The sequence below is a fragment of the Parafrankia sp. EAN1pec genome (assembly GCF_000018005.1).
GTDB lineage: Bacteria > Actinomycetota > Actinomycetes > Frankiales > Frankiaceae > Parafrankia > Parafrankia soli.
The window spans coordinates 6,864,850-6,890,811 of sequence record NC_009921.1 but is presented as its reverse complement, the minus strand read 5'-3'; the positions used below and the strand labels follow the sequence as shown (position 1 = coordinate 6,890,811).

Genomic DNA, 25,962 nt, shown 5'->3' with positions numbered 1-25,962 from the left:
CTCCTGAGGCCCTCGCGGCGTTCGTGTTCGGGGGCACGCTCACGATCACGAGCCGAATGGGTGTGGGCCCGACTGCCCCGGGACCCGCCACCGCGATCCGGTCGCAGACGCAGATCACATTGGCAGGACCGTTCTGGCTGCTGGCAGGGCCTACGACTCGGCTGCCGATCAACGCGGCTACGTGCGTCATGATTCCTACACCGATTCCTGGTTCTCTCTCATGATCCTCTAACGCACATGGTGACAGCGGGCTTAGCTCAATATCGATATCGGTGCCATCTTTTGTTGATTCATTCGCGTGTCAACCTTGACGGTGTGAGGCTGATTCGCTAACGGTTTATGTCTATTTGGCGCACTCGCTGATAAGTGGTTAACGGTGTCGTGGTAGTACGCCGACTCTCGGCTGCCGATGCTCGTGCGGCTGCAATCTCTTGTGTGTATCGATGGGACCGATCGCGGAAGAGGTGAGTCGGCTGTTCCGTGTCGCGGTCACTTTACCTCTTCTCGTGCTTGATGTGTCGAGGAGTTTAAGTGTCTGGGTGAATGTGGACTTGGTGTGGTCTCGTCTGGTTCGTGCTTGTCGGGGTGGCCCGGACACTCCTATGGTCGAACGTGTGTTCGATCTGATTGTGGGGTGGGTGTCTGCGCCATGAATGCCGTGCGGAGTGTGAAGGTCGACGACGGCGGTTCCGGCCCGGTCGACTCCTCGGAGCAGGAGGGGGTGTTCGAGGGGCGGGTGCGTGGGCTGCTGGGTCAGATCGGTGCGGCGGTCCGGTCGATAGCGGCGGGGAACGCGGACCTGCTGGGGTTGTTGGCGCAGTTCGCCGACCTGCGGCCCCCGGCGGCCGGCCGGGAGGTTCTGTCCGACGAGTTCGCTCCGGAGGATGTCGCGGCGGTGCTGGGGGTGTCCTCGCAGGCCGCGGCGGGTCAGATGCTGTTCGCGTGCACGGTGGCGCGCCGGCTGCCCGCCGCGGTGGAGGCGTTGAAGGCCGGGGTGCTGGACGTGCAGCGGCTGCGCTCGTTGGAGAACGCGGTCCGTCCGCTCGCGGCGCAGGTCGAGGCCCGTGTGCTGGCCGGGGGTGCGCGGCCGACCCGGGGGGCGTTCACGGATGCGTGCCGTCGTGCCGTGCACACGGTCGACCCGGCTGGGGCGGCCGAGCGCGCGCGGGCCCGGAAGAAGGAACGGCGGGTGTGGGTCTCGCCAGGGGAGGACGGGACGAGTTGCCTGTCGGCGGTGCTGCCCGCCGACGAGGCGACCGCCTGCTACCAGCGGGTCGACCAGATCGCCCAGGGAATCGCCGCGCACCGAGGCGGCGGGGACACCCGCAGCCGTGACCAGATCCGCGCGGACGTCCTCGTCGATCTCCTGTGTGGGCGGGTCGCGCATGCGGTGCCGCTGCCGTGTGAGGTGCAGGTCGTGGTGCCGGTGACGGTGCTGCTGGGGTTGGCGGAGGATCCCGGGGAGATCCCCGGGTACGGGCCGATCCCCGCCGCGGTGGCCCGGGAGATGGCCGCACGGCCGGGGTCGACATGGCGGCGGATCCTCACCGACCCTCAGGGCACGCTCGTCGAGATCGCGGACCGGCGCCTACCGACCGCGGCCCAGGCCCGGCATGTGCGGGCACGGAACCGTAGCTGTGTCTTCCCGGGCTGCGCCCGTACGTCGCGACGCGCGGACATCGACCACACGGTGGCACACGTGAGCGGCGGGCCGACGCTCACCCGGAACCTCGGGCCGATATGCCGCAAGCACCACCGCATGAAGCACTCCGGCCGTTGGCGGCTGACACAACCGGAGAAGGGAACGTTCGTCTGGACGGGTCCGTTCGGGGCGACGCTCGTCACCCACCCACATTCATACATCGAACCGCAGAACAAGGCCGGTACAACGGGAGGGGGTGGTGATGAACCGTCGGGCAACACCGCCTCGGGTGGAAAATACCCCACGACACACAGCCACCCTTCTGACCCCCATCACACCCAGTTCCGGAACCGGAACCGGAACCGGAATATGAGGTTCCGCGGTCAGGTGCGGAGCACCCGGGTCGATCTCAACGGGCGGAGATTTCGGTGTTGGGGCGTCGAACTGCCTTCTATGGGCCAGAATGCTCAAAGTGATTTTGCCGCCCCGACGCTGCTGCCGCCGGTATTGATGGGAACGGTCGGATCGATGCCCGCATCGTCGAACGCCGCCTGGATGCCGCCGGCGGTCCGGCGGTGCCGGACGAGCATCTCGTCGAGATCAGGATGGACCGGCACTCCGTTCTCCACCACCAGCCTGCCGGCCACGATCGTGTGCCGGGCCGCTGTGGGCCCGCAACGCAGCCAGGCGTCGATCGGATCGGAGAGCGCTCCCGCGTACGCGACCCCGTCCAACGGCCAGACGACGAGGTCGCCGACAGACCCGACGGAGAGCTCACCGATCTCACCGGTCCTGCCGAGACAGCCTGCGCCGCCCCGGGTGGCGATCTCCAGCGCGTCCCGGGCGGACATCGCCGCGGCGCCGTGTCGCAGCCGGCCCAACAGCATGGCGGTACGAGCCTCCAACCACAGCGAGGCGGAGTCGGCGGATGACGACCCGTCGCAGCCCAGGCCGACCGGGGCGCCGGCCGAGCGGAGCTCGGCCACGGGCGCGAGGCCGCCGCCGAGAATCATGTTGCTGCTCGGGCAGTGGGCCACCCCTGTGCCCCACCTGCCGAGCTGCTCGACCTCCTCGTCATTGGGGCAGATGCAGTGCGCGACCCACGCCCGGTCGCCGCCCCAGCCAACCTCCGCGAACTGGTCGATCGGACGCCGTCCGAACACCGCCAGGCAGTAGTCGTCCTCCTCGGGGTCCTCGGCGAGATGCGTGTGTAGCCGGACGTCCAAGGACTCGGCCAGTTCCGCGGTGGCCCGCATGAGTTCCGGACTGACGGAGAACGGCGAACAGGGGGCCAGGGCGATCCGCACCATCGCGCCGTGGGACGGGTCGTGATGCTGGGCCACAAGCCGGGCGGAGTCGGCGAGGATCTCATCCGCGTCCTGGACGACAGAGTCAGGAGGGAGCCCGCCGTCCTTGACCGAAAGCGACATCGAGCCGCGGGTCGGGTGGAACCGCATGCCCAGGGTCCGGGCTGCCGCGATCTCGGCGGAGATGAGATCGCCGCCACCGCGCGGGTGCACGTAGAGGTGGTCTGTTGATGTCGTGCAGCCGCCGAGCGCCAGTTCGGTCAGGCCCACGTAGGCCGAGGTGTGGACGGCCTCCTCGTCCAGCCGTGACCAGAGTGGATAGAGCGTGGTCAGCCAGGTGAAAAGGGTGCCGCCGAGTGCCGGAGCGAAGGAACGGGTGAGGTTCTGGTAGATGTGATGATGTGTGTTCACCAGGCCCGGCGTTATGAGACAGCCGTCGGCACGCAGGGTCCGGGTCGCGGTCGGGGGTGTCTCCGCCGGGCCGCCGAGGGAGCTGACGAGGCCGTCGGTGATTGCTACCCAGCCGCCTGGGATCTCTCGGCGGTCGGCATCGACCGTGGCGACAAGCTCCGCGCCAATCACCAGGAGATCGACAGGAAGATGATCCGGGCGTTGCCCCGCCGGTGCGTCGCCAGCCGCGGCCGTGCCGCTTGGCCTGGCTGGGCCGCCTGGGCTGCTGGTCGCGGAGCCGGATGCGGTCATGGGCGCTGATTCTGCTGTTTCGGCGTTACACACGGATGACATGTGGGGCGGGTGGTGTGTTGGACGGGTCCGGCGTGCTTGAGGAGCGCGAGCGGCGGATCGTGGCGATCGACGACCCTGCCGATCCTCGGGTTGAGGACTATGTGGCGCTGACCGACGTGGCGCTGCGCCGGCGGCGTGAACCCGCGGAGGGGTTGTTCATCGCGGAGGGCGAGAGGGTGATCGACCGCGCGCTACGGGCGGGATACCGGCCGCGCTCGGTTCTGGTCTCGCCGGCGCGGCTGGGGGGAGTTCCGGAGGGTTTCTGGTCCACGCCGACGCACGGCGGGCACGGCGAGTGCGGCGGGCATGGCGAATCTGCCGGGCATGACGAGCACAGCGGTCGCGAGCGGCCGGACCACCATGAGGCGCCGGTCTATGTTGCGGGGCCAGCCGTGCTTGCGCAGATCACCGGCTTTGAGGTGCACCGGGGTGCGCTGGCGTCGATGTGCCGTCGTCCGCTGCTCAACCCCGTGGAACTGCTCCGCGTCGCGAGGCGCGTGCTGGTCTGCGAGGACCTGGTCAGCCACACCAATCTCGGCGCGATCTTCCGGTCGGCGGCCGGGCTCGGCATGGACGCGGTCATGCTGAGCCCGCGGTGCGCGGATCCGCTCTACCGGCGCTCCGTGCGGGTGTCGATGGGCGAGGTCTTCGCGGTTCCCTACGCCCGGCTTGATCCGTGGCCGGGAGCGTTGTCCCTGCTCGGTGAGGCTGGGTTCGAGGTGCTCGCGCTGACGCCCGCGTCCGACGCTGACGAACTGGCGGTCGCAACGGCCGGTCCCGGTGATCGCGTTGCTCTGTTACTGGGGACGGAAGGCCAGGGCCTGACCGGCGAGGTCCTGGCCACGGCGACCCGGCGGGTTCGGATTCCGATGGCCCACGGCGTGGATTCGCTGAACGTGGCGGCGACGGCGGCAATCGCCTGTTATGTGCTGGGCGTCCGCCCGTGACGACCGCTCAGGCCGACGACGCCAGCCAGCTTCCCACCGGACCGGGAAGATTCCTGACGGCCCAGAAGACGGCGATCAACGCAGGCAGCAGCGGCAACAGGCGGGGCGGGAGGCTGGGAACCCGACGGCACCATCCCGCGCACCGTGCCATCGCGATCAGCCAGCCGAGGGCGAGACCGGGCGCGGCGAGGACGAAGAACAGGTTGTGGTCGGCGGCGGCGATCGGATGGCCGTGCAGGAGCTGGTGCAGTCCGCGTAGAGTCCCGCAGCCTGGGCAGTCCCAGGTTGTGAGGGCCCGGAAGGGGCAGCTCGGATAGTGCCCCGGCTCGGCCGGGTCGACCAGGTAGACGCGGACGCACACGCCGACCGCCAACGCGCCCACGGCGCTGAACCCCCCCAGCCGCGCCCGAGGCGACCGGTTCAGGTGCGGCGCTAACGGCCTTCCGGGTCGGTACCGGCGGCCGACCGTGAGGGCCGGGTCGGATCGAGCCGGGTCGGGTGGGGCCTGCGCGGCGGGCCTTGGCGCGGACGGCGCCGGTGCGGAGGGCGCTGACGCGGAGCGCCTCGCTCTGATGGAGCGTGGCGCGCGGGTTCCCACCAGCCGAGCGTAGACGAGGGCACACTTCTCCGGCGCACCGTCGCCGGCCGTTGCGGCGGCCCCGTCGACGTCCGCGGAGGATGCTGGAGGCAGGCGGCGTCGGGAGTGGCAGCGGCAGCCGGGTGCGGCGGCGGAGCGGAGTGATGTGCATGGCACAGGCCGGCGATCGGGACGTGGCACGCGAGCGGGGGAGCGCCGGTCCGGTGCCGCCGTACGCGGCGCGGGCCGCGGGAGCGGACGATCCCGGCGCGGACGCCCCGGGATACTCCGGCCTGGCGACCTTCGCCGGTCTGCCCTGGATGCCGGGACTCGGCGATCTTCGGGCGCGCCGGCCCGATGTCGCTGTGGTCGGGGCTCCGTTCGACATCGCGACCACGCACCGGCCGGGCGCGCGTTTCGGCCCGCGGGCGCTGCGCGCTCAGGCGTACAACCCTGGCACATATCATCTTGATCTTGGTATAGAGATCTTTGACTGGCTGGACGTCGTTGACGCGGGGGACGCGCACTGCCCGCACGGGCTGACCGAGGTCTCACATCGCAACATCCGGGCGAAGGTCGGCGACGTCGCGCGGCTCGGCGTCATCCCAGTGATCATCGGGGGGGACCACTCGATCACCTGGCCGGCGGCTAGCGGGGTCGCCGAGGCGGTGGGCTGGGGTGAGGTCGGCCTGCTGCACTTCGACGCCCACGCCGACACGGCCGACATCATCGACGGGAACCTGGCCTCGCACGGGACGCCTATGCGGCGGCTCATCGAGTCGGGGGCGGTGCGCGGGCGCAACTTCGTCCAGGTGGGGCTGCGCGGGTACTGGCCTCCGCCGGACGTGTTCGCGTGGATGCGCGAGCAGGGTATGCGCTGGCACCTGATGCACGAGATCTGGGAGCGGGGGAGCCGAGAGGTGGTCGCCGAGGCGATCGCGCAGGCGGTGGACGGCTGCCGCGCGCTCTACCTGTCGGTCGACATCGACGTCCTCGACCCGGGGTTCGCGCCTGGGACGGGCACCCCCGAGCCGGGCGGCATGAACCCGGCCGACCTGTTGCGGGCCGTGCGGCAGATCGCGCTGGACACGCCGATCGTCGCCGCGGACATCGTCGAGGTCTCGCCTCCGTACGACCACGCGGAGACGACGGTGAACAGCGCGCACCGGGTCGCGATGGAGATTTTCGCGGCGTTGGCGCATCGCCGCCGTAGCGCGGCCGGTGGGACGGCGGACCTTCCCGCGGGGCTCCCGAAGGCGAAAGCTGGGTCTTGAACTCAGGCGGCTGTCGGTTCCTGGTGGAGTTCACCGGCCGTGCCTACCTGGAGGATCCGTCCGCCGCGCATCACGGCCAGGCGGTCGGACAGCGCCAGGGCCTCCTCCCGGTCGACGGTGGCGTGCAGCACGGTCACCCCGACCTGTCGTTGCAACGCCTTGAGCCCGTCGCGCAGGGCGCGGCGCAGCCGTTCGTCCTGGGAGCCGAGGGGGTCATCCAGCAGCAGCACCCTGGGGCGCAGCACCAGCGCCCGGGCCAGCACGACCCGTTGCTGCTGCTCGGCGGAGAGCTGGGGCGGGCGGCGGCGGGCGTACTCCGACATCTGAACGACGGCGAGGGCGGAGCGGACCCGCGCCGAGGTCTCGGCCCGGCCCGGCATGGTGACGCCCCGCGCGTGCCGCAGACCGAAGGCGACGTTCGCGGCGACGTCCAGGAAGGGGAACAGGGCGTAGCCGCCGAAGACCGCGCTGACGGGGCGGCGGTGGGCCGGCATGTCGGCGAGGTCCTCGCCGTCAAGACGAACATGCCCGGACGACGGTTCGTCGAGTCCCGAGATCAGCCGGAGGGCCGTGGTCTTGCCGCATCCGGACGGACCGAGAAGGCAGAAGTACTCGCCCGCCTGGACCGTCAGATCGACGCCGTCAACGGCAGCCACGTCCCCGAACCGTCGGCTCAGCCCGACCATTTCGATCTGTCCGCCCCGACGACCGCTGTCCGCCATGCTCACCCCCAGATCTCCCGGCCCGCCGTGGTGCGTACCGGGCGGGAACGACAGTCTCACCCCGGCGCGGGATGCGTCCGGCCGCCCCGTAATCCACGGGATGTCGAGCGCCTGCGGATGGAGTGCTGTTGGGCGGGAGGTGATTGATCGGGGGGTGGCGCGGCGCGGGAACGTCCTCCGGGTAACAAGCTCGGGAACATCCGGGCGGTATCGGCGTGTGAACGGACGTCCGGAACGTCGATGCGGTAACGCCTGGGCTCAGGAACGGGGATCGAGGTGGAGCGCGTCCTCTTCCGCGGTGCGTCGCCACGCCTCGTGGTCGGTCGGCGTGTGCGCGCGATGGGCGCCGTCGGTGCTCTCCACGACCTGATCGAGCCCCGAGTCGTCGAACTCGGAATCGCCGGATGGTCCATCGGGGTAGATATCGGGACCGTCTGCCGAGCCGGAGCCGTTCCTTTCGGCCTCGGCGTAGGGATCCGGGTCCGGGATCTCGGCGGCGAGCTGCCGGTCGAAGGACGAGGCGCGTTCTTCCCGCGGGGTGATCGGATTGCTGATCAGCCTACTCGGCCGGTCCGGTGGATCCCAGCTGTCGTCGAGGGGATCGAGTCCGGCGTCCGTGGATCCGAGGTCGTCGCTGTCGGTGATCTCGGCTCGTTCCAGCGGGCTGTTGCCGTCCATGGGATCGCGGACGTCCCGGTCGGGCTGTTCGGGGTCCGAGGCGGGCCATGTCATCGCTGCCTCCTGTTCCGGCGTGAACGGCCGAGTTGTTCCGTGAACGGCTGCTCCATGAACGGCGGAGCGTGGGTGGCCGGTCGCCACCCGCGCAGTCTCTGACCATGGCCCTTCCCGGGAGCGAGTGGGCTAACCGGGTCATCCGACGAGTAGCCCGGCCGGTCGCCCACCCCCGCTGACGGAAGCCGCGGCAATACCGTATAGCGTCCCCAAATGTGGCTACTGTTGCTGAGCGGATTCTCGGGCAGCTCGCGCGCATTCCCGACGGTCTGGACGACGGCAGTCTGGCCGCGGCGATCAGCGCCAATCGCGCAACGGTGAACCAGGCGTGCCGCCGGCTCGCTGCGCAGGGCCGGTTGGACCGATCGCCGGGTCCTGGCGGGCTGATCGTCAATCGTCTCGTGGACGTCCCCGAGAATGCCGCGACACCCGAGCGAACCGGCCCGCCCACACCCGCGCCGGAGCCCGCCCCGCCCCTCGACCCGCCGAACCCCGCGCCGGCCGCGGTCGCCGCCGCCGATCCGCCTGCCGAGCCCGAACCGGTCGCCGCGCTCGACCCAGTTGCCGAGCCTGAGCTGAGCACCGAGCCTGAGCTGGCCGCGGAGCCCGAGCCGGTCATGGACGTCGCGGCACCGGCAGCCGTTACCGAGACGCCAGGCCCGGTGGCGGCCGTGGCGGAGCCCGACGTCGAGGTGCCGTCGACGGAGCCGCCTGTGGCCGAAGCTCCGCTGGCCGTGTCGCCGGTGACCGAAGCCGTGGTGCCGACGGCATCCGCGGAATTGGCGGAGCCAGTGGTCCCTGCGGAGCCGGCGCCGGCCGAAGTCTCAGCGGTCGACGCGGACGGGGCGGCCTCGGATGAGGCGGCCTCGGATGAGGCGGATGCTGTCGAGGTCCACGCTGCGCAGGTTGAGGCTGCCGACGCCGAGGTCGCCGACGCCGAGGTCACAGGTCCGGCTGAAGTGGTCGCGGCGGTGGTGACCATACCGGTGGTGGTCGACGAGGCCGCGCCGGTTGTCGAGGTCACCGAGCCGGTGGTTGCCCGTCCCGTCGACCTCGGAGCGCACGCGACCGGTCTCACCGCGGCCGACGGCGTGCCCGTCGCGAACGACGCGCCCGTCACAGGCCTGAACGGTGCCACCGACGTGATCGCGGCGGGCGCCGTGGCGCGGGACGAGGATCCCGTCGCGGCGCTGGGTAAGGCGATGGCGGCGCTGGACGAGGCGGTCGCGGCGATCACCAGCGTGGCGGCGGCCGCGGTGCCGTCGCCACGCGTGGCCCAGACGGAGCCAGAGGCCCTAGCTTTCGCCACCCCGTCCACCGGAGACGCGCAGACTTCATCGCCGCGGACTGATCGTTCGCGGCCCGACATGGCGGCGGGTCCTGGCCTTGCCGCCGGGGACGCGCCCGTGGACGACCGGTCCGCGCATGCCGTCCAGGAACCCGCCGCGGCCGATCCCGCGGAGGGGGAGAACCCGTCGTCTGGAGCGGATCCGGCGGCACAGGCCGGCCCGGCTGCGCCCGCGGTTCGGCGAACGTGGTGGCGCCGGCTGTTCGTGCGCGGCACCGGATGACAAGCAGTTTGCTACCGGTGGCGACATGGTCGCTGTCGGTAGCCTGACGCGCGGGGTCCGTGCGGAGCTCGTTGTGCGCGAGCGTCATCCACCAATCATGAGGAGTGCATGTTCATGCGAGCGAGATCGCTCGTCGCTGCCGTCGTGCTGTCGTCGTTGGCGCTTGTTGCCTGCGGTAGCCGCGCGAGTGATTCCGGTTCGTCCGACAACGCGCCGACCGGTGGCACGTCGACCAACACCGCATCCGACACCGGGGTGTCGCCGACCGAGATCAAGGTGGGTGTCATCGCGGGGCTGAGTAGCGGCCTCGGCCCTGACACGTTCTCCGCCTCGCTCTACGGCGCGACCGCCTACTTCGAGGCGCTCAACGCGCGCGGCGGGATCAACGGTCGCAAGATCGACGTGGTCGACTGCGACGACAAGGGCTCCGGTGACGGCAACGTCGCCTGCGTGCGCAAGCTGATCGACGACGACGAGGTGTTCGCGCTCGCCGGGGTGACGGCCTTCGACTACGCCGGCGCCCAGTACGTGAACTCGAAGGGTGTGCCGGACATCGGCGGCCAGCCGGTGTCCGCGGCGTACGACCAGTACCCGCACCTGTACTCGATCTACGGCAGCTACTACCCGCGGGACGGCCGCCGGCCGGGCTTCGATGGGACGCTGTACGCGGGCACCGAGAACTACCGCTGGTTCAAGGAGAAGCTCGGCGCCCGGGTGGCCGGTGTCGTCTACTACAACGTCGCCCCGTCACAGCGCTACGCGACCTCGATCGCCGACGGCCTGCGCGCCGAGGGCTACGAGGTCATCGAGGAGCAGATCAACCTCGGCGCGCCGAACTGGGACGCCGCCGTGCAGGACATGAAGCGGCGCGGCGCCCAGGTCGTCTTCGACGCGATGGACGACGGCGGCAACGGCCAGCTCTGCCAGGCGATGCAGCGCCAGGACCTGACCGTGCAGGCGAAGGTGACCACCGCGCAGGGCATGGCGGGCAACATCGCGCAGATCTACGCGAACTCGCCGCAGTGCCGGAACACCATCTTCGCGACCAGCACGTCGGCGACCTTCTCCGACGAGTCGATCCCCGCGGTCAAGGCGTTCCGGGACGCGGTGGCGGCGCACGTGCCGGCGGACCGCGTCGCGAAGATGAACCAGTGGATGCTCGAGGGCTACGCCTCGGCGCAGTGGCTGGGCGACGCGATGGAGTCCTGCGGGGCGGACCTGACCCGTGAGTGCGTCGAGAAGTTCATGAACCGCTCCGAGCCCTACGACGGTGACGGGCTGCTCATCCCGCGCGGCTTCAGCAAGCTGGCCCAGGCGCCGGCGGAGTCGAAGAACTGCGTGAACGTCGCCCGCTGGCAGGATTCGGCGAACGGCGGCAAGGGCGGTTGGGTCACCCAGAGCGGTGCCTTGAACAGCACCTGCTTCACGGTGCGCAACCTGCCGTACCCGGCGGCCTGACGCCGGCCGGGGCCGTCCGGAAGCACTCCGGACGGCCCCGGACCCGCACCCGGAGAGCCGGCAGGGTCGGCAGGGTCAGAAGAGGATCAGGCGCCGGCGGCGAGCAGTTCGCTCGCGCCGAGCTCCGCCGGTGTGCCGGCGAAGGTGACCTCACCACGGTGCAGCACGTACACCATGTCGGCGAGGGCGAGCGCCTCCTCGGTGTACTGGTCGGCCAGGATCACGGTCGTGCCTGCGTCGGCGACCGTGCCCAGCCAGGCGAACAGCTCGCTGGCGACCTTCGGGGACAGGCCGAGCGACAGCTCGTCCACCATGAGCACGGACGGGCGCGCCAGCAGGGCGCGGGCCAGCGCCAGCATCCGGCGCTCACCGCCCGACATCGATCCGGCCCGCTGGCCCAGCCGCTCCCGAAGCCGGGGGAAGGCATCCAGAGCGGGCGAGATGTCCGGGTTCCCGCTCGCCTCGGCGATGATCTGCAGGTTGTCGCGGACGGACAGCGTCGCGAACACGGCGCGCTCGTCCGGCACCAGCATCAGCCCGCGCCGCGCCCGGTTCACCGTGGTCATCTTCGTGATCTGCTCGTCGCGCCAGGAGAGCGTGCCGCTGCGCAGGGGGATGAGCCCGGCGATGACCCGCAGGGTCGTGCTCTTGCCCGCGCCGTTCGCGCCGAGCAGCGCCGTCACCGCGCCAGAGGGAATCGCCATGGTGATGCCGTGCAGCACCTCGATGGTCCGGTACCCGGCCCGTGCGTTCTCCAGCCTCAGCTCGACGGCCGGCAGCTCACCGTCAGCCGGCAGCTCACCCGCGCCGGCCTGCTGTTCGATGCCGGCGGACGGGCCGGACTGCGGGCCGCGCTGCGCGGGCCGGCCGGCGGGCTCGAACCGGCCGACGCCGCCGAGCTGCCCGTGTTGCCCGTACCCGTCGGGGTCGCTGTGGGAGGTCACCGGTTCTCCAGGAGGGCGCGGTAGTGGTGCGGCGGGCGGATCATCGCCCGGCCGAAGACATGGCCTGGGAACCGGCCGCCGGCGAACCGGCCGCGGCGACGCCGGGGCCGAGAGAGGTCGTCGCCTGCGAGGTCAGTGGCCCCTGCGCCAGGTACACCGAGCGGACGGTCGGGTCGTCGCGCACCGTCTCCGGTGAGCCCTCGGCGACCACGCGGCCGCCGACCATCGCGTAGACCCGGTCGACGACGCGGAACACGAGGTCCACGTCGTGGTCGACGAGCAGGATCGCCACGCCGTCGTCGGCGATCCGGCGGACCAGCACCGACAGCTTCTCGGTCTCGGCGGCGTCGAGCCCGCTCGCCGGCTCGTCCAGCAGCAGCACGTCGGGACGGGCGCACAGCGCGCGGGCGAACTCGACGAGCCGCAGCGCGCCAGTGGGCAGGGTTCCGGCGACGGTCCCGCGGATGTCCTCGAGCCCGAGTGAGCCCAGGACCTCCTCGACGACCCCGAGCGCATTCTCCCGGCCGCGTGAGCCCATCCCGAGCAGGCCGCCCGCGTAGTCGCGGCGCCGGTTCTCCGCGGCGACGAGCAGGTTGTCGGCGACGGTGAGGCTCGGGAACAGCGAGGGCACCTGGAAGGTCTGCACCAGGCCGCGCCGGGAGCGGGCGTCCGGGCGCATCTTGGTGATGTCGCGCCGGCCGAGGTGCACGCGGCCCTCGTCGGGCTGCTCGACGCCGGTGAGCAGGCTGAACAGAGTGGACTTGCCGGCGCCGTTCGGGCCGATGAGGCCGGTGACCTGGCCGCTGGGCACGTCCATGTCGACATGCTCGACGGCTGTCAGCCCGCCGTAGCGGCGGACCAGGCCACGGGCCCGCAGATCGTCGCGGCTCATGACGCGCCTCTCTCGACCGGGTATCCGGGCAGGTGCGGTCGGTGCCCGACCAGCTCCCGGCCGTCTGTGGAGTCGTCCGCCGCCGTGCGGGCGCTCGGCAGCGCGTCCAGGCTCAGCCCGGTGCGGGCGGCGTGTGCGGCGACCGCGCTCAGCAGCGCCGCGCCGAAGGCGGTCGGTGCCGGTGCTCCCGGCGGCAGCACGATCCGCAGCTCGCCGAGAGCCGCTCCGCCGCCGGCGCCCGGGACACCGGGCACGTGGCCCGCGGCGCCGCCCGCGGCGAGACGGGCGCTGGCATGGCGGGTGGGCCGCGGCGCGGGGACGAACTCGTCGGCCAGCGTGCGGGCGACCAGCGCGAAGCCGGCCCGGACCGCGGACGCGAGGCCGCCGGGCATCCAGCCCAGCGCCAGGGCGAGGATGCCGACCGCGAGGATCGACGAGCCGGCCGGGGCCAGCACGTCGATGGTGACGATGAACGCCGCCGCGATGATCGCCCCGGCGGCGCTGTCGGCACCGAAGACGATCACGGCGGTGAACCACAGCAGGCTCTGCAACGGCGCGAAGTCGTCCGCCGAGAACGAGGAGGAGCTGAAGGTCAGCAGCCCGCCGCCGAGGCCGGCCACGACCGAGGAGACGGTGAACGCGAGCAGTTTGAGGTTGCGGACGTCCACCCCGACCGCCGCGGCGCCCTCGGTGTGGTCGCGGACGGCGAGCAGGGCCCGGCCGAGCCGGCCGTGGTGCAGGTTGCGCACAACCAGCAGGCCGATGGCCAGGCAGACCAGCTCGAAGATGTAGAAGGCCTCGTCGGTCAGTTCGGAGCCGAAGAACGTCAGCGGGTCGACGTACAGGCCGGTCGCGAAGGTCGGCTGCTCGAAGACGAAGCGGCTCACGACCGCGCCGACCGCGAAGGTCGTCAGCGCGAGAGTCAGCCCGCGCCGGCGGATCGCCGGCCACCCGGTGATCAGTCCGATCGGCGCGACCAGCAGCGCGCCCAGGAACATCGCCCACATGCCGGGGATCGCCGGGATGCCGAACAGGTCGCCGTTGGCGAGCTTGAGGGTGAGCAGGGCGCCCAGGCCCGCGTAGCCGGCGACGCCGAGGGAGAGCTGGCCGCTGTAGCCGGTGAGGATCACCAGCGAGAGGAAGATCAGGGCCAGGGCGGGCACCATGAACGCCGAGCGCAGGTCGGCCGGGGCGAAGGTCAGCGGGGCCAGCAGCAGCGCGGCGCCGCCGAGCTTGCCGAGGATGTCGCGCCGGGCGTCGTGCCGGCTGACCGGGCCGGCGGGGGGAGCGCCCCGGCTGGAGAAGCTCCCGGTCGAGCCGGAGTCGCCGTTGCCCAGCTCGCGCAGCTTGGGTACCACGAGCAGCAGCACCAGCAGCGCGAAGATGAACAGGTTGGACTGCAGAACGATGAGGATCTGGCCGGCGTCGCCCTCGAGGGTGAACTGCTTGAGCTCGCTCTGCAGGACGGCGATGCCCAGCGCGGTCAGCACCGCCACTGGCATGCTCGACAGCCGGGCGGCCACGACGACGGCGAACGTCTCCAGGACGAGCAGCGTCAGCCCGTACGGGTTGAGCTGGAACCGGGGCGCCAGCAGGATGCCGGTGAGGCCGGCCATCGTGGTGCCCAGCGCCCACCCGGCCGCGGCGACCCGGTCGGCGGGCACGCCGGAGAGCTCGGCGAGCTGGCGGTCGTCGACGACGGCCCGGATCTGGCGGCCGAACTTCGTCTTCGCCGCGATGAGCCCGAGCACGATGCAGAACGCGACGACCATGGCCAGCTCGGCCAGGGCGTCGACGCCGATGCGGGTGTCACCGAAGATCGTGACCGACTCGTTCGGGAAGATACTCGGCGCGTCGCTGCGGGAGCCCAGGCCCCAGATGCCGGCCGTCATGCCGAGCGTGAGGACCAGGACGCCGAGGCTCGCGACCAGCGACTCGGCGGCGGAGGCGCGTCGACGGGCGAGCGGGCGGAACACGAGCCGTTCGAGTAGAAGCCCGATGCCGGGGGAGAGGATGCCGAGGGCGATCACCGCGGCCAGCCAGATCGGCAGGTCCCACTCGACGACCATCTCGCGGAACACGTACGCGACCAGGGTCGCGATTCCGCCCTGCGCGAGGTTGAGAACGCCGTTGGTGCGGTAGGTGACAAGCAGCCCGATGCCGGAGAGGGCCGCGATGGCCCCGATGGAGATGCCGGCGAGAGCAAGATCGATACTGGTCATCCGGTCACCCCGGGAAGGGTGTCGACGGTGCCCATGGTGTCGGTGCCCATGGTTTCAGTGCCCATGGTTTCAGTGCCCATGGTGTCGCCCCGGGCCCGCTCAGTACCGCTGGCCGGGCGCGGCGGTGCTGATCTCGGTGGCGCCGGTGTGGTTCGACATGGCGGGCTGACCGGGGTGGCCGCCGGCGCCGGTGTGCTCCCCATTCGCCGCGCCGCTGGCGGCGGCCGCGATGATCAGCGTGTGCAGGTCGTCGACCTGGCCGGCGAGCCGGTTCTGCGCGGCCTGCGTCGCGTCGACCCGGTCGGCGATCAGCAGGGCACTGCCCACGAGGACGAGCGCAAGCCCGCCGAAACCGCCGGACACGACGTACGGCAGCTGGTAGGCCACGTCGGTCTCCTTGGAGACTCCCAGGTAGCACCCCAGTAGCAGGACTCCGCCCGCCGCCGCGACCACCCACCCCCGCAGCGCTCGCACGACATCGACGACGAGGCGCGACGTAGGTCGCGCTCCGGCGGCGGCTGCGGTCTGCTCGTCCACTTCGTCTCCCCCAAGGAGCGTGTCGGCTGTGCCCGTCGCCGTGACGCGCCGCGGGGCACGTCCAGCGTGCCTCGCTGTGAATCCCCGACGACAGCCGCCAGATTAGTGCGCGGAGCTCACCAGGTGGAGTGTCAGGTTGGGCGAGGGCAGTTCCCGGCCAGGTGTTGGCGGGCACGCGGCATCCACGCGGATACCGCCCTGGGAGGATATGTCCTGCTTCAACCCGCCTTATCGAGGCCTACCCACCAGACATCTGTCGGCAACCGGTCACCGCCCGTCCGGTGTTTTTTCCCGGGCGGACGGCGACCCATGCGTGACCGTTGGTGGAGATGGCCCGAAAGTGCCGGCCGGGGACCGGGCTGGTGTGAGCCCGGTGAGCCTCAGCCCTCGGCGAGGCCGGCCTCAGCGAGACCGCTGTCGGCGGGCTCGCTGGGCTGGCGTGGGAGCGGCGGCGCGAACACCGGGGTGGCCGCTGCCGAGCACGGCCCCCCGGCGAGCACGTCGCCACCGGTCAGGTCGTCGTCGAGCAGGCCGCCGCCGAGGGCACCACCGCCTATCGGGCCGTCGAGCGGCTCGCAGCGGTCCGCCCACACCCGGCGCCGGCCGGTGGTCGACCTGTCCTCGACCTGAAGCGGCGTGGGCACGCCGTTCAGCATCGCCTGCAGGTGCGCCCATTCGTGCGCCAGGTCCCAGGTCGCGAACGACCCGAGGTGCTCACCCTCGTAGTCGTAGACATGGAAGGGACGGCTCACCTGCTCCCCTCTCCGGCCGGGGACGGCCCGTAGCCCGGACCGTCCTCTCCCGCTCGCGGTCACGTAACTCCCTGCGCTGCGGCCGGTGCCTGGACCGGCATCGGCCGGGCTTCGGCCGCAGTCATCGTGTCACGCCGGCCCGGAGCCGATCGGGCATACCGGCGAAAGCCCGCCGGAAATCGCTGACGGGTCGACGGACACCGCCGTCACGAGACGATCGGGACGTCGCCGCGCCGCGCCGCGACCGGCTCGGGCACCGCCGTCGAGCGCCAGGCATCCGTGACGATCTTCTCGATGGTCGAGGACGGAGAGGTCCAGCCCAGGTCGGCCCGGATGCGGCGGCTGTCGGCGATGAGCGCTCTGGGTTCGGGCACCGGGGGCAGGGTCACCCGCGGCACGTCCCGGCCCGTCACGCTCTCCACCGTCCGCAGCACGTCGGTGACGCTCACGCCGAGGCCGCTGCCGACGTTGTAGACGGTGCAGCGGCCCGGCACGGTCGCCCGCAGCGCGGTCAGGTACGCCCGCGCCATGTCGACGACGTGGACGTACTCGCGGATCGACGCGCCGTCACCGTTCACCCGGAAGGCGTCGCGCCGGCCCGTTGCGACGCCGAGCGCGGCCGGGATGATCCGGCTGCTGTCGCGGTCGGCGTGCGAGCCGACCGCCCCCGCGACGTTGAACGAGCGCAGCACGACGGCGCCCAGCCGCCCGGTGGCGGCCTGGTAGGCCACCGCCTGCTCCGCGGCGAGTTTCGAGGCGCCGTAGGGATTCGTCGGCGCGGGTGCGCGTGTCTCCGGGATAGGGGAGGTACCCGTGTCCCCGTAGACGGCGCAGCTCGAGCCGAAGACGAACCGCGGGGCCACCCCGGTGGCCCGGGTGCCCGCGTCGAGGGCCGCCAGCAGGTTGGTCGTGCCCGTGACGTTCGCCGCGAAGTACCGCAGCGGCGTCTCGCGGGACTCCCGCACCCTGGTCAGAGCGGCGAGGTGGCACACCCCGTCGAACCCGCGGCTGACGCCCGCCGCGGCGAGCTGGCGTGGTTCGAGCAGGTCGGCCTGGACCACCTCGATCACCCTCGACAGCCTCGTCCGGGCCGTCGCGTCCCGGACGAGCGCGGTCACCTGGTGGCCGGCGGCCGAGAGCAGGTCGGCGGTGACGCCGCCGACGAACCCGGACGCGCCGGTGACGAGGATGCGCACAGCGGCCTGATCAGACCGATGCCCGCATGCGCAACCCGGGCAGGAGGGTCTCCCGGTGGCGCCAGGCGAGCTCCAGGCAGGCGGCGGCGGAGGGAGCGAGCGGCTCGGTGTCGACGAGCCGGCGCAGGGAGGCCTGGGTGAACGGGATCCCCTCGTGCGCCTGCCGGCCCGGCCCCGTCGAGACGACCGACCCCTCGGCGTTCGTCCGGACCATGTCGGCGAACAGCGTGTCGAACGTGTCGGCCTCCACGACCAGGACGGTGAGGATCTCGCCGAACAGGGTGAGCGCGTCGAGGCCCATGCCGAAGCAGAAGACCCGCAGCGTGCCCGCGCGGCGCGCCTGCTCGAAGGAGCGGAACGGCTCGTCGGTGTCGTAGTCGATCGGCCGGGACGAGCTGCCGTCGTGCTCGGCGTTACCCAGCAGCTCCTCGCTGAGCTCGCGCATGACGTTGCGCCACAGGTCGAAGTCGGCCTCGTGGTGGAACGGGGTGATCCCGGACGGCTGGAACACCCCCGCGGGCAGCACGTGGTACACCCCGCCCGCCGTCGCCACGGAGCCGGCGCTGCGCCGGTGCAGGACGAAGCTGGCGCTGCCCCGGTCGAGCCGGATCGTCAGGGTGTTGATGGAGGGCAGCGCGACCCGCCCGGCGAGGTCGAACGGATCGCCGATGCGGCGCCGGAACGGCAGCGCGGGCCAGGCGAGCTCGCCGCCCATCATCGCCGCCGCGGTCTCGTGCGCCACGGTCTCGCAGACGTCGACGGCGTCGAAGTAGGTGGTGTGGCCGAAGGTGAGGGTAGGGGGGGCACCCTCGGCCTCGGCGACGTCCAGCAGCCGGAAGCTGAGCCGGTTCTCGAACAGGGTCGGCCGGTCGAGGTCGCGCATCGCCCGGGTGTAGCGCTGGTAACGCGACTGCGCGCCGCCGTCGCCGACCAGCGGGCGGGTGGCGTCGGCCTCCGGCTCGGCGCCGGTGATCGCCGGCTCGCCCGCCGACTGCTCCCAGCGCAGGCCGATGTCGTTGATGTCCACCGGGGTGTCCCACACCCAGCCGGGACGGGCCAGCAGCCCGTTGCCGAGACGGTAGGCCTCCGGGTAGAGCCGGGCCGCGGCGCGGGCCAGGCTGATCCGGTGGTGGTTCAGGTGGTCCCGGGTCAGCCGCCAGGCGCGCTGGCTGCCGGCGACCTTCTCGACCGCGGAGCCGCGCGGTGGCTCACGACGCCGGTCGGCCAGACCGCCCGGGGCGAGTCCGACGTCCTCGGGTGACAGACCGAGGTTGCGCGCGATGTGGCGCAGCGTGGAGATGTCGTGGATCGCCCGCCGCCCGCTCTCGACCTTCGACACATAGGACTGGTCGAAGCCGAGGAGATCGGCGAGTTGCTGCTGGGTCAGGCCATGGGCCTGCCGGTACGCCCGTAGCAGCGATCCAATTCCAACGCTTGTTGGAGTCGGTCGCGGTGGGGTCCACAGCCAGGTTTGTCCAGTCACCCGCTGTCCTCTCGTCCGGCGTCGGAGTAACGCGAAGTGAGCATAACGAGTCGGGCATCTAGGAGCGCACACACATAAATCGAACTGTGTCTATTAGCCGAGTTTTATAGCTGACCGCGACGCCGTATGTACTTGCTGTCAATGGCTCGGGGACATGACGAACTCGTAGCGCGACGTTCCGCCGTCTCGGCGGGCGTCCGCCGGGAAATCTCGGGGGAGCACATCTTGGCCACCGGGGGCACTTCTTGTCGCCCCCGAAGCGCTCGTCAGCGATCACCGGTTCGGGATCCCGTCCGCCAGATCAAGGAAGACGACCACGACGATCAACGCAAAGACCCAGCGCAGCAGGCCCATTCGCCCCCACACGTCGCGGAGCAGGCCGCGCCCCGCGCGCCCGCCGATCACCAGAAGCGCGAGCAGCGCCCCGCCGACGACAACGAGGAAAACCCCGGCATAGCTACGATCCACGCCCAGGACGATCTCATGGTCGAGGGGTTCTCGGGACAGTAACGGGGTGGGTACTCGCGATGTCGCGCGTAACGGGCGGATTCCGTGTCCTGGCGTCGATCACGGAGCCCCTGCTCGGGCGTTCTTGATTACGCTGAGTAAGTAGGAGGCGTGATGTGAATCACATAGCCTCTTAGGTGTTCGGGGCCGCTCTCAGGCATACCCACCTGCCCACCGGGGTACACAAGGCCCCGCACTCGGCGGCCCGGGTCAGCCGCTCGACGGCGTAGGGGTGCTCGCCCGGCCGGCCGCACCGCCATCGGCCCGGCCACGCACCCGAGGACTACCCGACCCCCTGTCGGCGGACCACCCCGCCGGGCCTGATGGACTACCCCGCGGCCACCCCGAGGGCTACCCCACCGTCGTCCCTAGGCCCCGCGCACGTTCCTGCCCGTCACGTGCCGCCACCCGCCCCCGCGACCGCCGCCACCCGGGCCGCGACCGGCCACCCGCCGCGGCCCGCGGGTTCGTCCGATGTGGTGCACCGGAAGCCTGTCGTCCCTACCCTGTTCCGGATGTCCACGGCGCTTCTGACCGATCACTACGAGTTGACCATGCTGCGGGCGGCTCTGCGCTCCGGCGCGGCCGAACGCAGAGCGGTCTTCGAGGTCTTCACCCGGTCCCTGCCCGCCGGCCGTCGCTTCGGAGTCATGGCCGGCACCGGGCGCCTGCTCGCCGCGCTCGCCGACTTCCGGTTCGGCCCGGCCGAGATCGACCACCTGTCCGCGACCGGCGTCGTGGATCCCGACACGGCCGACTGGCTGGCCTCCTACCAGTTCCGCGGCGACGTCGACGGGTTCGCCGAGGGCGAGCCCTTCCTGCCCGACACCCCCGTCCTCGTGGTGGAGGGCACGTTCGCCGAGTGCGTCCTGCTGGAGACCCTCGTCCTGTCGGTGCTCAACCACGACAGCGCCATCGCCGCCGCCGGCAGCCGCATGGTCGCCGCCGCCGGCGACCGGCCGTGCATAGAGATGGGTGGCCGGCGCACCCACGAGCAGGCCGCGGTCGCCGCCGCGCGGGCCGCCTACCTCGTCGGCTTCACCGCGACGTCCAACCTGGAGGCGGCGCGCCGCTACGGCGTGCCCAGCGCAGGCACGAGCGCGCACGCCTTCACCCTCGCGCACCACGACGAGGCGGCGGCGTTCGCGGCCCAGGTCGCGGCACTCGGCGCCGGCACGACCCTGCTGGTGGACACCTACGACATCCCGACCGGGATCGCCAACGCCGTGGCCGCGGCGGGCAGCGAGCTCGGGGCGATCCGCATCGACAGCGGGGACCTCGCCGGCGGCGCCCGGGCGGCCCGCACCCAGCTCGACCAGCTCGGCGCCGAGTCCACCCGGATCATCGTCACCGGCGACCTCGACGAGCACTCGATCGCCCGCCTGGCCTCGGCCCCCGTCGACGGCTACGGCGTGGGCACCAGCCTGGTGACCGGGTCGGGCGCACCCACCGCCGGCTTCGTCTACAAACTCGTCGAGGTTGACGGTGAGCCGGTCGTCAAGACTTCTGTGGGCAAGCGCAGCCGCGGCGGGCGCAAGGACGTCCTGCGCCGCCTGGGCCCGAACGGACTGGCCGTCGCCGACCTGGTCATCCCCAGAGCACCCCTCGACCGCTCCGCCGCCCCGCGGCCCGCCGGCGGTGCGTCCGCTGCCCGCGTACCTGGCGGAGAGGCGCTGGACGGGGCTGTGGGGCGCCGGGACCGCCATCTCCTCGTCCCCCTGATGCGCGGCGGCCAGCTCGTCGCGGACACGCTCGTCGGCGCGGCCGGAGTCGCCCGGGCCCGGGAGCACCACCGGCTCGCCCTGGAGTCCCTACCGGCCGGCGCGCGCGAGGTCTCCTTCGGACGTCCATGCCTGCCGGTCGTGGTCGCAGCGGCGGAGCCGCGGACCTCCTTCTGACCGGTGAAGCCGCGGGCACCGCGGACAGGGGCGCGCCGGCACGCCTGTCGGGAAGAGGGGTGCCGGCGCGGGTGCCGGGGCGGACGGCCAGACTTGACCGGTGGCCTCCGTCTCGTCGGCGAACGTGACGTCCGGCGCGACTGGCGGCGACCCGGCCCGGATACCGGCCGTCGCCGTCAGCGTCGATGTCGTCCTGCTGACCCTGCGCGCCGGACGGCTGTGCGTCCTTGTCATCCAGCGCGACAGCGAGCCGTTCCGCGGTTGCTGGGCGCTGCCCGGCGGCTTCGTCGGACCGGACGAGGACCTCGACTCCTCCGCGCTGCGCCAGCTCGCCGAGGAGACCGGGGTGACCACCGCCGGCCACCTCGAGCAGCTGCGCACCTACGGCTGCCCGACCCGGGACCCGCGGACCCGGGTCGTCAGCGTCGCCTATTTGGCCCTGCTGCCGAACCTCCCGCAGCCCACCGCGAGCGGGAACGGACCGCAGGCCCGCTGGTGGCCGGTCGAGGACCTGGGCTCCCCGGACGGTCCTACCCTGGCCTTCGACCATCCGCAGATCGTCTCGGACGGAGTCGAGCGGGCGCGCGGCAAACTCGAGTACACGTCGCTGGCGGCCGCCTTCTGCGAGGAGCCGTTCACCCTGGCCGACCTGCGCCGGGTGTACGAGGCGGCCTGGGGCGTGGTCCTGGACCCGCCCAACTTCCGGCGCAAGGTGCTCTCCACCCCGGGCTTCGTCGTCGCGGTCGGCCAGCGGGCCTCCCCACGCGGCGGCGGCCGTCCAGCCGAGCTCTACCGCCTCGGCTCCGCGACCGCCCTACACCCCCCGCTACTCCGCCGCTCGGTTTAGACGTCCACCAACAGCCGATCCAGTCGGTTCCGGCGCCTTTGGGGTCGCCGGAGCTCCCTGTCCTGGCGTGCATGAGGGTCCGGGCTTGCGGGGCCGGGTGCTCCGCCCTGTTTGCTCTCCGTCTCCGCGCGTTTGCTCCGGTCTCAGGGTGAGTCCGTTGCTCCGCATGGTCCGCGGACCGTCCGCGCTGTTTGTTTCGCGACGGGGATCGCGACCCGCCGTGCCCGGACTCCAGCCCTCCGAACTGTTCCCTCAGAGCGGCGCCTGCCGGGCGATGCCGCACCGGGCGCCCGGGCCACGGGGACCGGCCGCGCCGCGCCGTGCTGGGGGTGGGGGTGGGTGCGCGGCGGCTGTCGGTATCGAGGCGGGCTGGGCTGGCGGTGCTGCGTGGCGGTGATCACGGGTGTCGGGCGGGGTCGGGCCTGCGGCGCGGGCCTGGTGCGGCCGGGACCACGATGTCCGTCGTTCCGGAGATCACAGTGGTGTCCGTTGTGACCGTGCGCGACGCAGGGCCGGTCCCCGTGAAGTCCCGATCGGGAGGCGTAACAATAGACGTCGTGTCCGTCACTGCCGTGTCTCCGGTTGACGTCGAGGACGTCGAGGACTCCCCCGAAGACGATCGCCTCTGGGTGACCATCGTCTGGAACGACCCGATCAACCTCATGTCCTACGTGACGTACGTCTTCCGCAAGCTCTTCGGGTACAGCGAGCGGAAGGCGACCAAGCTCATGCTCGACGTCCATCACAAGGGGCGGGCGACGGTGGCGTCCGGCACCCGGGAGGAGATGGAGGCCGCGGCGGAGCGGCTGCACACCTACGGCCTGTGGGCCACCATCGCCCAGGACTGAACGTCGCGGGCTGAACGTGATCGGGAGCGGATGATCGGGAGCGGAGGCGTGTGAACGGGTTCCGGCGCACCAGGGCCGGGATCGAGCTGCGGCTGCCCCGGCTCGAGTCGTCCCTGCTCACCGAGCTGTTGGGCCAGGTCGACGCGTTGCTGGAGGCGCCGCCGGTCGACGATCCGCTGGAGGCGCTTGTCGGGCTGCGCGACACCGCCCCGCCGCCCCCGGAGGATCCCGCGGTCGCGCGGCTGCTGCCCGACCCCTACCCGGACGACCCGCTGGCCTCCGGGGACTTCCGGCGCCGGCGCACCGACGAGGCCCTGGCCCGTAAGCGCGACGCGGCCCGGCGCGTGCTGGCGGCCGTGCCGGCGCCCGGTGCCGTCCTGGTGCTCGACGAGGACGCGGCGCAGGACTGGCTGACCGTCCTCAACGACCTGCGGCTGGTGCTCGGCACGCGGCTCGGTCTCACTGACGACGAGTCGACCGCCGAGCTGGAGAATCTCACGCCCGAGGATCCGCGCCGGCCGGTCGCCGCGGTCTACGCGTTCCTGACCGAGCTGCTCGACGAGCTCACCCGGGCGTTGCTCTAGGCCGAGCCAGGCCGGTCCGGGTCAGGGCCCGAGGCCGGTCCCGGGCCCTGACCCGAACCGGGCCCGGGGCGGATCGGTGCATCCGGTCCCGAAGTGGGGCGGTTCCCCGGCGCCGTAACCTGGTGCGAGCCGGTCGTGGTCAGGTCTGTGTTCACATGGACGCCCGATCCGGCCCGTTCGCGTCGTACGGTTGTCGCGTGCTGCGCATCGACCGAACCCACTACGAGGCGATCGTCGCCCATGCCCGCCGCGACCATCCCGACGAGGCGTGCGGCGTCATCGCCGGGCCCGAGGGCTCGGATCGGCCGGAGCGTCACATCCCGATGGTCAACGCCGCACGCTCACCCACCTTCTACGAGTTCGACCCGGCCGAGCAGATCAAGGTGTGGAACGAGATGTTCGACCGCGACGAGGATCCGGTCGTGATCTACCACTCCCACACCGCCACGGAGGCGTACCCGTCGCGCACCGACATCTCCATCGCGGGGTACCCCGAGGCGCACTACGTCCTCGCCTCGACGCGGGATCCAGAGACGATCGAGTTCCGCTCCTTCCGGATCGCGGACGGTGAGGTCACCGAGGAACCCGTGGAAATCCTCTGACGCCCATGTGACGTTCTCATAGAGCGGCGGCGACGGACGCGCGTGGTGGGATGCCTGTGAGCGAAGGGCATCCGGTCGCGCGAGCCCGTGACCTGCCGGGCGGCACCGACGGCCCCGCGGAACCGACGCCTGCGGAACCGACGCCCCGCAGCACCGATGGCCTGCAGTATCGATGGCCTGCAGCACCGATGACGCAGTACCGATGCAGTACCACCGCCCACGCCGGGCGGCGCGCCGCGGCGGACCCGCCGGCGGCACCAGAGGAAGGAGCACCATGGCAGTCCAGGTCCGTGTGCCGACGATCCTGCGCAGCTACACGGGAGGCGCCAAGCTGGTCGAGGGCACGGGCGACACGCTCGCGGCGCTCTTCCACGACCTCGACTCCCGGCACCCCGGGCTGCGCGGGCGGCTGATCTCCGGCGAGGGTGACGGCGAGCTCCACCGCTTCGTCAACATCTACGTCAACGACGAGGACGTCCGCTTCCTGGGCAGCCTCGACGCCAAGCTCAGCGACGGCGACAATGTGACTATTCTCCCCGCCGTCGCCGGTGGCTCCGCCACCGTACCGGCGACTTTGGGTGAGGTGACTATTCTCCCCGCCGTCGCCGGTGGCTCCGCCACCGTTGACTTTGCTGCCGACGACCTAGCCGGCGGCTGCGCTCGGGTGCCGATCTCGTCCGGCATGGCTACCCGGCTCTTCTGATCAGGGCGGCAGGTCCCTACTCATGCGTTACGACTCCCTGGTGGACTCGGTAGGCCGAACCCCGCTGGTCGGACTGCCTCGGTTGTCTCCCTCTGCGGAGGTCCGACTCTGGGCGAAGCTGGAACAGGACAACCCCACCGGTTCGATCAAGGACCGGGCGGCACTGTGGATGATCGCGGACGGGGAGAAGCGAGGCCTGCTCACCCCGGGCGCGACCGTCCTCGAGCCCACGTCCGGCAACACCGGGATCTCGCTGGCGATGGTCTGCAGCCAGCGGGGATACCGGCTGATCTGCGTGATGCCGGAGAACACCTCCGTGGAGCGCCGCCAGCTGCTCCAGATGTGGGGGGCCGAGATCGTCTCGTCCCCGGCGGCCGGCGGCTCGAACGAGGCGGTCGCGGTGGCCAAGCGGCTCGCGGCGGAGAACCCCGACTGGGTGATGCTCTACCAGTACGGCAACCCGGCGAACGCACAGGCGCACTACGAGACGACCGGCCCGGAGATCCTGGAGGACCTGCCGGGTATCACCCATTTCGTGGCGGGGCTCGGCACCACCGGGACGCTGATGGGTACCGGTCGCTACCTGCGGGAGCGCAAGCCCGACGTCGTGATCGTCGCGGCCGAGCCGCGGTACGGCGAGCTCGTCTACGGGCTGCGCAACATCGACGAGGGCTTCGTCCCGGAGCTCTACGATGCCTCGGTGCTGACCTCGCGGTACTCGGTCGGCCCTCGGGACGCGCTGCGCCGCACGCGCGAGCTCGTCCAGCAGGAGGGGATCTTCGCCGGGATCTCGACGGGGGCGATCCTGCACGCCGCCCTCGCGCAGGCCGACCGTGCGGTGCGGGAGGGGCGGCGGGCCGACATCGCCTTCATCGTCTGCGACGGTGGTTGGAAGTACCTGTCGACCGGTGCGTACGCCGGCACGCTCGCCGAGGCCGAGGCCGCGCTCGAGGGGCAGCTCTGGGCCTGAGCG

General features: G+C 71.7%; 23 protein-coding genes and 1 pseudogene. 12 read left to right on the top strand and 12 right to left on the bottom strand.

Annotated features, from left to right (window positions below):
* Nucleotides 1-649 precede the first annotated feature (649 nt).
* Nucleotides 650-1,567 (top strand): annotated as a pseudogene (locus tag FRANEAN1_RS39700) (DUF222 domain-containing protein); the annotation flags it as partial.
* Between the two features lie 542 nt (nucleotides 1,568-2,109).
* Here FRANEAN1_RS39700 and FRANEAN1_RS28035 read toward each other — a convergent pair.
* The gene (locus FRANEAN1_RS28035; protein WP_020463128.1) at nucleotides 2,110-3,531 is read right to left on the bottom strand and encodes an 8-oxoguanine deaminase; all 1,422 of its coding nucleotides are present in this window, start codon (nucleotides 3,529-3,531) and stop codon (nucleotides 2,110-2,112) included.
* Nucleotides 3,532-3,725: 194 nt separating this feature from the next.
* Here FRANEAN1_RS28035 and FRANEAN1_RS28030 point away from each other — a divergent pair, with 194 nt between their 5' ends.
* Entirely contained in the window at nucleotides 3,726-4,640 is a 915-nt protein-coding gene (locus tag FRANEAN1_RS28030) for a TrmH family RNA methyltransferase (RefSeq protein WP_049796040.1), read from the top strand.
* A 7-nt stretch (nucleotides 4,641-4,647) separates the two neighbouring features.
* Here the strand turns inward: FRANEAN1_RS28030 and FRANEAN1_RS28025 are convergent, their stop codons facing one another.
* Nucleotides 4,648-5,022, bottom strand: coding sequence for a DUF2752 domain-containing protein (locus FRANEAN1_RS28025; RefSeq protein ID WP_020463126.1), 375 nt, complete (start codon nucleotides 5,020-5,022; stop codon nucleotides 4,648-4,650).
* Nucleotides 5,023-5,441: 419 nt separating this feature from the next.
* Between FRANEAN1_RS28025 and speB the strand changes: the two genes are divergently transcribed.
* A complete protein-coding gene (gene speB / locus FRANEAN1_RS28020) occupies nucleotides 5,442-6,491 on the top strand; it encodes an agmatinase (protein ID WP_041256608.1) in 1,050 nt (349 codons plus the stop codon).
* Nucleotides 6,492-6,493: 2 nt separating this feature from the next.
* Here speB and FRANEAN1_RS28015 read toward each other — a convergent pair whose 3' ends face one another.
* Nucleotides 6,494-7,213: an ABC transporter ATP-binding protein gene (locus tag FRANEAN1_RS28015; protein WP_020463124.1), complete on the bottom strand. Its 720-nt coding sequence runs from the start codon at nucleotides 7,211-7,213 to the stop codon at nucleotides 6,494-6,496.
* Nucleotides 7,214-7,471: 258 nt separating this feature from the next.
* On the bottom strand, nucleotides 7,472-7,945 hold the full coding sequence (locus tag FRANEAN1_RS28010) for a hypothetical protein (protein ID WP_020463123.1): 474 nt from the start codon (nucleotides 7,943-7,945) through the stop codon (nucleotides 7,472-7,474).
* Between the two features lie 215 nt (nucleotides 7,946-8,160).
* On the opposite strand from FRANEAN1_RS28010, the gene FRANEAN1_RS28005 reads away from it, so the two are divergent.
* Together FRANEAN1_RS28005 and FRANEAN1_RS28000 are read left to right on the top strand one after the other, a co-directional pair.
* Nucleotides 8,161-9,516, top strand: a complete 1,356-nt coding sequence (locus FRANEAN1_RS28005; RefSeq protein WP_049795777.1) for a hypothetical protein — start codon at nucleotides 8,161-8,163, stop codon at nucleotides 9,514-9,516.
* A gap of 114 nt (nucleotides 9,517-9,630) precedes the next feature.
* The gene (locus FRANEAN1_RS28000) at nucleotides 9,631-10,974 is read left to right on the top strand and encodes an ABC transporter substrate-binding protein (protein ID WP_020463121.1); all 1,344 of its coding nucleotides are present in this window, start codon (nucleotides 9,631-9,633) and stop codon (nucleotides 10,972-10,974) included.
* A gap of 86 nt (nucleotides 10,975-11,060) precedes the next feature.
* Here FRANEAN1_RS28000 and FRANEAN1_RS27995 read toward each other — a convergent pair whose 3' ends face one another.
* The 8 genes from FRANEAN1_RS27995 to FRANEAN1_RS27960 all read right to left on the bottom strand — a co-directional run bounded on the left by FRANEAN1_RS27995 (nucleotide 11,061) and on the right by FRANEAN1_RS27960 (nucleotide 19,468).
* Nucleotides 11,061-11,771, bottom strand: a complete 711-nt coding sequence (locus FRANEAN1_RS27995; protein ID WP_049796039.1) for an ATP-binding cassette domain-containing protein — start codon at nucleotides 11,769-11,771, stop codon at nucleotides 11,061-11,063.
* 187 nt (nucleotides 11,772-11,958) lie between these two features.
* Nucleotides 11,959-12,810 (bottom strand): ABC transporter ATP-binding protein, encoded by an 852-nt coding sequence (locus tag FRANEAN1_RS27990; protein ID WP_020463119.1) that lies wholly within the window; start codon nucleotides 12,808-12,810, stop codon nucleotides 11,959-11,961.
* Nucleotides 12,807-15,032, bottom strand: a complete 2,226-nt coding sequence (locus FRANEAN1_RS27985) for an ABC transporter permease (RefSeq protein ID WP_020463118.1) — start codon at nucleotides 15,030-15,032, stop codon at nucleotides 12,807-12,809. The genes FRANEAN1_RS27990 and FRANEAN1_RS27985 overlap by 4 nt, the downstream gene beginning before the upstream one ends.
* 99 nt (nucleotides 15,033-15,131) lie before the next feature.
* A complete protein-coding gene (locus FRANEAN1_RS27980; RefSeq protein WP_020463117.1) occupies nucleotides 15,132-15,569 on the bottom strand; it encodes a hypothetical protein in 438 nt (145 codons plus the stop codon).
* A gap of 380 nt (nucleotides 15,570-15,949) precedes the next feature.
* Nucleotides 15,950-16,321: a hypothetical protein gene (locus tag FRANEAN1_RS27975; protein ID WP_041254866.1), complete on the bottom strand. Its 372-nt coding sequence runs from the start codon at nucleotides 16,319-16,321 to the stop codon at nucleotides 15,950-15,952.
* Between the two features lie 206 nt (nucleotides 16,322-16,527).
* Nucleotides 16,528-17,517 (bottom strand): NAD-dependent epimerase/dehydratase family protein, encoded by a 990-nt coding sequence (locus FRANEAN1_RS27970; protein ID WP_020463115.1) that lies wholly within the window; start codon nucleotides 17,515-17,517, stop codon nucleotides 16,528-16,530.
* A gap of 10 nt (nucleotides 17,518-17,527) precedes the next feature.
* Complete coding sequence (locus FRANEAN1_RS27965) at nucleotides 17,528-19,000, bottom strand: helix-turn-helix transcriptional regulator (RefSeq protein ID WP_020463114.1); 1,473 nt, start codon at nucleotides 18,998-19,000, stop codon at nucleotides 17,528-17,530.
* A 273-nt stretch (nucleotides 19,001-19,273) separates the two neighbouring features.
* Entirely contained in the window at nucleotides 19,274-19,468 is a 195-nt protein-coding gene (locus FRANEAN1_RS27960) for a hypothetical protein (protein WP_018504245.1), read from the bottom strand.
* A 515-nt stretch (nucleotides 19,469-19,983) separates the two neighbouring features.
* On the opposite strand from FRANEAN1_RS27960, the gene FRANEAN1_RS27955 reads away from it, so the two are divergent.
* The 7 genes from FRANEAN1_RS27955 (at nucleotide 19,984) to FRANEAN1_RS27925 (ending at nucleotide 25,959) form a co-directional block, all read left to right on the top strand.
* Nucleotides 19,984-21,405 (top strand): nicotinate phosphoribosyltransferase, encoded by a 1,422-nt coding sequence (locus FRANEAN1_RS27955; protein WP_020463113.1) that lies wholly within the window; start codon nucleotides 19,984-19,986, stop codon nucleotides 21,403-21,405.
* 100 nt (nucleotides 21,406-21,505) lie between these two features.
* Entirely contained in the window at nucleotides 21,506-22,252 is a 747-nt protein-coding gene (locus FRANEAN1_RS27950; protein WP_020463112.1) for an NUDIX hydrolase, read from the top strand.
* A gap of 557 nt (nucleotides 22,253-22,809) precedes the next feature.
* On the top strand, nucleotides 22,810-23,100 hold the full coding sequence (gene clpS / locus FRANEAN1_RS27945; protein ID WP_041254865.1) for an ATP-dependent Clp protease adapter ClpS: 291 nt from the start codon (nucleotides 22,810-22,812) through the stop codon (nucleotides 23,098-23,100).
* Between the two features lie 50 nt (nucleotides 23,101-23,150).
* Complete coding sequence (locus tag FRANEAN1_RS27940; RefSeq protein WP_020463110.1) at nucleotides 23,151-23,684, top strand: DUF2017 domain-containing protein; 534 nt, start codon at nucleotides 23,151-23,153, stop codon at nucleotides 23,682-23,684.
* A gap of 197 nt (nucleotides 23,685-23,881) precedes the next feature.
* Nucleotides 23,882-24,286, top strand: coding sequence for a M67 family metallopeptidase (locus tag FRANEAN1_RS27935; protein WP_041256606.1), 405 nt, complete (start codon nucleotides 23,882-23,884; stop codon nucleotides 24,284-24,286).
* A gap of 274 nt (nucleotides 24,287-24,560) precedes the next feature.
* Nucleotides 24,561-24,989, top strand: a complete 429-nt coding sequence (locus tag FRANEAN1_RS27930; RefSeq protein ID WP_020463108.1) for a MoaD/ThiS family protein — start codon at nucleotides 24,561-24,563, stop codon at nucleotides 24,987-24,989.
* A 22-nt stretch (nucleotides 24,990-25,011) separates the two neighbouring features.
* Nucleotides 25,012-25,959: a cysteine synthase gene (locus FRANEAN1_RS27925; protein ID WP_020463107.1), complete on the top strand. Its 948-nt coding sequence runs from the start codon at nucleotides 25,012-25,014 to the stop codon at nucleotides 25,957-25,959.
* Nucleotides 25,960-25,962: the final 3 nt, after the last annotated feature.

Coding starts and splice junctions, on each gene's coding strand:
- FRANEAN1_RS28015 (WP_020463124.1), bottom strand. CDS start 7,213: ATGGCGGACAGCGGTCGTCGGGGCGGACAGATCGAAATGGTCGGGCTG.
- FRANEAN1_RS28010 (WP_020463123.1), bottom strand. CDS start 7,945: ATGACATGGCCCGCCTCGGACCCCGAACAGCCCGACCGGGACGTCCGC.
- FRANEAN1_RS28000 (WP_020463121.1), top strand. CDS start 9,631: ATGCGAGCGAGATCGCTCGTCGCTGCCGTCGTGCTGTCGTCGTTGGCG.
- FRANEAN1_RS27990 (WP_020463119.1), bottom strand. CDS start 12,810: ATGAGCCGCGACGATCTGCGGGCCCGTGGCCTGGTCCGCCGCTACGGC.
- FRANEAN1_RS27985 (WP_020463118.1), bottom strand. CDS start 15,032: ATGACCAGTATCGATCTTGCTCTCGCCGGCATCTCCATCGGGGCCATC.
- FRANEAN1_RS27930 (WP_020463108.1), top strand. CDS start 24,561: ATGGCAGTCCAGGTCCGTGTGCCGACGATCCTGCGCAGCTACACGGGA.
- FRANEAN1_RS27925 (WP_020463107.1), top strand. CDS start 25,012: ATGCGTTACGACTCCCTGGTGGACTCGGTAGGCCGAACCCCGCTGGTC.